This window comes from Tissierellales bacterium, from assembly GCA_035301805.1.
In the GTDB taxonomy this organism is placed as follows: domain Bacteria; phylum Bacillota; class Clostridia; order Tissierellales; family DATGTQ01; genus DATGTQ01.
Genome location: DATGTQ010000201.1, coordinates 1 through 5259, shown reverse-complemented (window position 1 = coordinate 5259; position 5259 = coordinate 1). Strand labels below are relative to the sequence as shown.

Here is a 5259-nt window from a genome sequence, read left to right as displayed (position 1 = left end):
ATATGACTGAGAGAATGGCCTATGAAATTGATCTAGATGATCCTTATATTACTTTAGAAAATGAGTATATAGAGTCAGTATGGTGGATATTAGATAAATTTTTTAAGGAAGATTTTATATATGAAGGACATAAAATATTACCTTACTGTTCTAGATGTGGAACTGGCCTTGCTTCTCATGAAGTAGCCCAAGGATATGAAGAAATAGAAACAGAAACTATAACTGTTAAATTTAAAAGAAAAGATAAAGATGAATACTTTTTAGCATGGACTACAACTCCTTGGACATTGCCAAGTAATGTGGTATTAACTGTAAATCCAGAAGAAATATATATAAAAATAAAATATAATGACGAAATATACTATGTAAGTAAAGTTTTGGCTGATGATGTACTAGGTGAAGGAGAATATGAAGTTCTAGAAGAAATGAAAGGTAAAGATTTAGAATATATTGAATATGAACAACTTATACCTTTTATGGAGACTAATAAAAAAGCTTTCTTTATTACTCTAGGAGATTATGTAACTACGGATGATGGAACAGGAATAGTTCATTCAGCACCAGCCTTTGGGGAAGATGATTATAATACGGGATTAAAATATAATCTACCTGTATTAAATCCAGTGGATGAGGAAGGACAATTTATGGAAACACCTTGGAAAGGCAAATTTGTAATGGATGCTGACCCAGAGATAGTTAAGTGGTTAAAGGATAATGGGAAGTTATTTAAGAAAGAAAAATTAGCTCATAACTATCCTCATTGTTGGAGGTGTGATACTCCATTACTATACTACGCAAAACCTAGTTGGTATATAGAAATCACAAAGATTAAGGATAGATTAATAGAAAATAACAATGGTATAGGTTGGTATCCTCCTTTTGTTGGGGAAAAAAGATTTGGAAATTGGTTAGAAAATCTAAATGATTGGGCAATTTCTAGAAGTAGATATTGGGGAACTCCTCTAAATATTTGGAGATGTGATGACTGTGGTCATATAACGAGTGTTGGTTCTAGAAAGGAATTAGCAGATAAAGCTATAGAAGATATAGATGAAAATATAGAATTACACAGGCCTTATGTAGATGATGTTCATATAAAATGTGAAAAATGTAATGGCACTATGACTCGGGAAGAAGATGTAATAGATGTTTGGTTTGATAGTGGTGCTATGCCTTTTGCACAATATCATTATCCTTTTGAAAATAAAGATAAGTTTGAAAAACTATTTCCAGCAGATTTTATATGTGAGGGAATAGATCAAACTAGAGGTTGGTTCTATTCATTACTTGCTATATCATCTTTTGTAACAGGAAAATCATCTTATAAAAGAGTACTTGTAAATGATTTAATATTAGATAAACACGGAAGTAAAATGTCTAAGTCTAGAGGTAATACAGTAGATCCCTTTGAACTATTTGATGAGTATGGTGCAGATTCTTTAAGATGGTATTTCTTATATGTATCACCACCTTGGGTCCCTACTAGATTTGACATAGAAGGGTTAAAGGAAGTAAAAAGTAAATTCTTTAGAACCATAAGAAATGTATATAATTTCTTCAGTTTATATGCAAATACAGATGGTGTAAATCCAAGAGAATTCTTTGTAGAATATAATGAAAGACCAGAACTTGATTTGTGGATTCTTTCAAAATATAACAATCTAATTAAAAATGTTGAAAATGATATGGAAAACTATGATCTAACTAAGGCAGTTAGAAACATTCAAAACTTTGTAATAGAAGACCTGTCTAATTGGTATATTAGAAGGTCAAGAAGACGTTTTTGGTCAACTGAATTAGATAAAGATAAAAAAGCAGTATATAATACAACTTATGAAATATTAGTAGGGTTAAGTAAAATGATTGCACCTTTTGTGCCATTTACTGCAGAAGAACTTTATAGAAAATTAACTGGTGAATTATCAGTTCACTTAGATTATTATCCAAAAGTTCAAACAGGATTAATAGACGAAAAGCTTGAAGAAAAAATGGACTTAGTCAGAGAGATAGTTAAATTAGGTAGGGCTTCAAGAGATGGAGCACAAATTAAGGTTCGTCAGCCACTAGGTGAAATACTAGTTGATGGTAAGTATGAAAAAATGATAAAAGATTTAGTACCTTTAATAAAAGAAGAGCTAAATGTTAAAAATGTTACTTTTGAAAAAGATCTAACTAAATATATAGATTATTCACTAAAACCAAATTATCCAGTTGCTGGACCTAAACTAGGAGCTAAAATAAAAAGCTTTGCAAAAGTATTAAATGAGATAAACCCGCAAGAGGCTGTAGAAAAATTAGATGCAGGTAAGAAACTACTATTAGAATTAGATGGTGAAGAAATAGAAATAGAAAAAGATTATGTAATGACTAGTACCTCTGCAAAAGAAGGCTTTGATATGGCTATGGAAAATAATATATTTATAATATTAGATACTACATTGACAGAAGAGTTATTAAATGAAGGATATGCAAGAGAATTTATTTCAAAAGTTCAACAAATGAGGAAAAATAACGGTTATGAAATGTTAGATAATATAAAAATATATTATGATGGAAATGAAGAAATAGAAAAAGCAGTTAATTTATATAAAGATTATATAATGAAAGAAACTTTAGGGGTGTCTATAGAGAAAATTAAAGATGATACTTTTGAAAAACAGGATCTAAATGGACACTCAACAGGAATAAAATTGGAAAAAGTGCTATAATTAAATTGGATAGACCACGGTCTATCCAATTTATTATATAGTCTAAAAGGAAGGAAGATCCTTATGGAAATTGCTTATGATGTTTACGAATCACCTATAGGGCATATTCATATAGTAGTAGATGAAATAGGAGTGAAAAAGATAGTTCTTTTTGAAGAAGATTGGCAGAAATATATGGAACAAAATAAGTATATCAAAAGGAATAAAGAAATGTGTAGAGAAGCAGCAGAACAACTAGATGAATATTTTAGAGGAAAAAGAAAAAAATTCCAATTGCCATTATCTATAGAGGGAACTGAATTTAGAAAAAAAGTATGGAATACTCTCAAAGACATACCCTATGGAGAAGTTAAGAATTATTTGCAGATTGCAAAGGCTATAGGAAACCCTAAAGCTGTAAGAGCAGTGGGACAGGCCAATAGAGCAAATCAATTACCTATTATTATACCCTGCCACAGAGTTATAGGTAAAGATGGAAGCTTAACAGGATTTGCTGGAAATAGAATATCAATTAAAAAATTTTTGCTCCAGTTAGAAGGAGCTAAGTATTAAAATAGGGGGTATTTTATGGTTAAAGAAAAAGTAGCAAAAGAGATGAGAAAGCTAGGTACAGAAATTGGTAGATTATCATGGGCCCAATACAGTGAAGGGAGCTGTAATATTGAAGTTTCGAAAAGCTGTTGGATTAGATATTAATGGTATAATGAATATTATAAGAAAAGCACAAGATTATTTTAAAGAACAAGGGATTGATCAGTGGCAAAATAATTATCCTAATGTTGAAATAATTAGTAAAGATATTAGTAATGAATATGGATATGTATTACTAAAGGATAATATTATAATTGGGACTGTAGCAGTTTCTTTTGATGGAGAAAAAACTTATGAATACATTTATAATGGCAGATGGATTAGCAACAATGAATATGCAGTTATTCATAGGATGGCTATTGATTCAAGATATAAAAGAGCCGGATTGGCAACTTTAATTATAGAATATATAGAAGAAGTTTGTTTAGATAAGGATGTTCATAGTATCAGGGTAGATACACATAAAGAAAATTTAGCTATGCAGAAACTACTCAAGAAAAATGGGTTTATTTATTGTGGAATAATTTATTTAGAAGATAAAAGTGAAAGAATGGCTTTTGAAAAAATAATATAGATATTATTAGAAACGTTCGACTTTATCCTAGGCGTAAAAATATACTGAATGAATAAGGAGGTATTATATGCTAATTATAAAGAATTGTCAATTAATAGATATGGCAGGTATTAATGAAGAGATTAGGGATATTTATATTGACAGGAAAGGTAAGATAGGAGGAATTGAAAAGGAAATAAATATTGAAGATTATCCTGATACAAAGGTAATCGATGCCAAGGATAGGTTAGTAACCCCTGGTTTTATAGAACCTCATTGTCATATGGGTGTTTATGAAACTGGAATAAGAGAAGGGATGGATGGTAATGAATCTACAAATCCTGTTACATCAAAATTAAGGGCAATAGATGCAATAGATCCTATGGATGCGGCTTATGATGTAGCTATAAGACATGGAGTTACAACAGTAGTAGCTGGGCCAGGTAGTGCCAATATTATAGGAGGAACTTTTGCTGCAATGAAAACCTATGGAAAAATATTGGACAAGGCTCTTATAGAAAAAGAAGTATGTATGAAGATGGCTTTAGGGGAAAATCCTAAAATGAATTATGGCAGAAGAAATAAAGCTCCCTCTACTCGTATGATGAATGCTGCTATTATGAGGGAAGAATTATTTAAAGCTAAGGAATATTATGAAAGATTTAAAGAGTTTGAGGAAGATGAAGATAAATCAAATGGATTTGATTATGATTTAGATCTACATAATTTAATGAGAGTATTTGATGGAATGAGAGTTAAAATCCATGCCCATCAAGCAGACGATATTTTAACAGCCATTAGAGTAGCAGAAGAGTTTGATTTAAGATACACTATAGACCATTGTACAGAAGGTTATTTAATAGTAGATGAATTAAAAAAGAAAAATGTACAATGTATAATAGGTCCTACTGTAGGAGGAAGAGGAAAGTTTGAATCTCAAAATAAAACCTTGGATAGTGCAGCTATATTGGAAGGAGAAGGTATAGATTTTGCCATAATGACAGATCATCCAGTAATTCCAATAGAAGGTCAAACTATGCAGTTGGCTTTGTTTGCAAAACATGGACTATCACGGGAGGCAGCTTTAAAAGGCGTTACTATAAATGCAGCAAGATTAACGGATATTGATAATAGAGTAGGAAGTATAGAAGTAGGAAAAGATGCTGATATAGTAATATGGAATGTGGATCCTCTTGATACCATGAGTGAAGTAGGTCTTACTATTATAGATGGACAGGTGGTTTATGAGAACAAAGGAGGTGAAGCTCGTGTTGATTATAAAAAGATGTAATCTAATAAATATGGCTGATATATATGAAGAGACTAAAGACATAGTAATAGATGATGGAAAGATAGTAGAAATAAATGAAGATATAGATTTGGGCAAATATAAGGATGATAAAGTGA

At 30.8% G+C, this 5259-nt stretch carries 5 protein-coding genes; all 5 read left to right on the top strand.

Annotated features, from left to right (window positions below; all coding sequences use genetic code 11):
- Positions 1 to 2708: isoleucine--tRNA ligase (gene ileS, locus VK071_10490; GenBank protein ID HLR35736.1), on the top strand; the 2708-nt coding region annotated here is incomplete at its 5' end.
- 63 nt (positions 2709 to 2771) lie between these two features.
- A complete protein-coding gene (locus VK071_10485; protein HLR35735.1) occupies positions 2772 to 3260 on the top strand; it encodes a methylated-DNA--[protein]-cysteine S-methyltransferase in 489 nt (162 codons plus the stop codon).
- Between the two features lie 15 nt (positions 3261 to 3275).
- The gene (locus tag VK071_10480) at positions 3276 to 3404 is read left to right on the top strand and encodes a hypothetical protein (protein ID HLR35734.1); all 129 of its coding nucleotides are present in this window, start codon (positions 3276 to 3278) and stop codon (positions 3402 to 3404) included.
- A complete protein-coding gene (locus tag VK071_10475) occupies positions 3370 to 3873 on the top strand; it encodes a GNAT family N-acetyltransferase (GenBank protein HLR35733.1) in 504 nt (167 codons plus the stop codon). The genes VK071_10480 and VK071_10475 overlap by 35 nt, the downstream gene beginning before the upstream one ends.
- A 67-nt stretch (positions 3874 to 3940) precedes the next feature.
- Positions 3941 to 5143 (top strand): amidohydrolase, encoded by a 1203-nt coding sequence (locus tag VK071_10470; protein ID HLR35732.1) that lies wholly within the window; start codon positions 3941 to 3943, stop codon positions 5141 to 5143.
- The last annotated feature ends 116 nt before the right edge of the window (positions 5144 to 5259 follow it).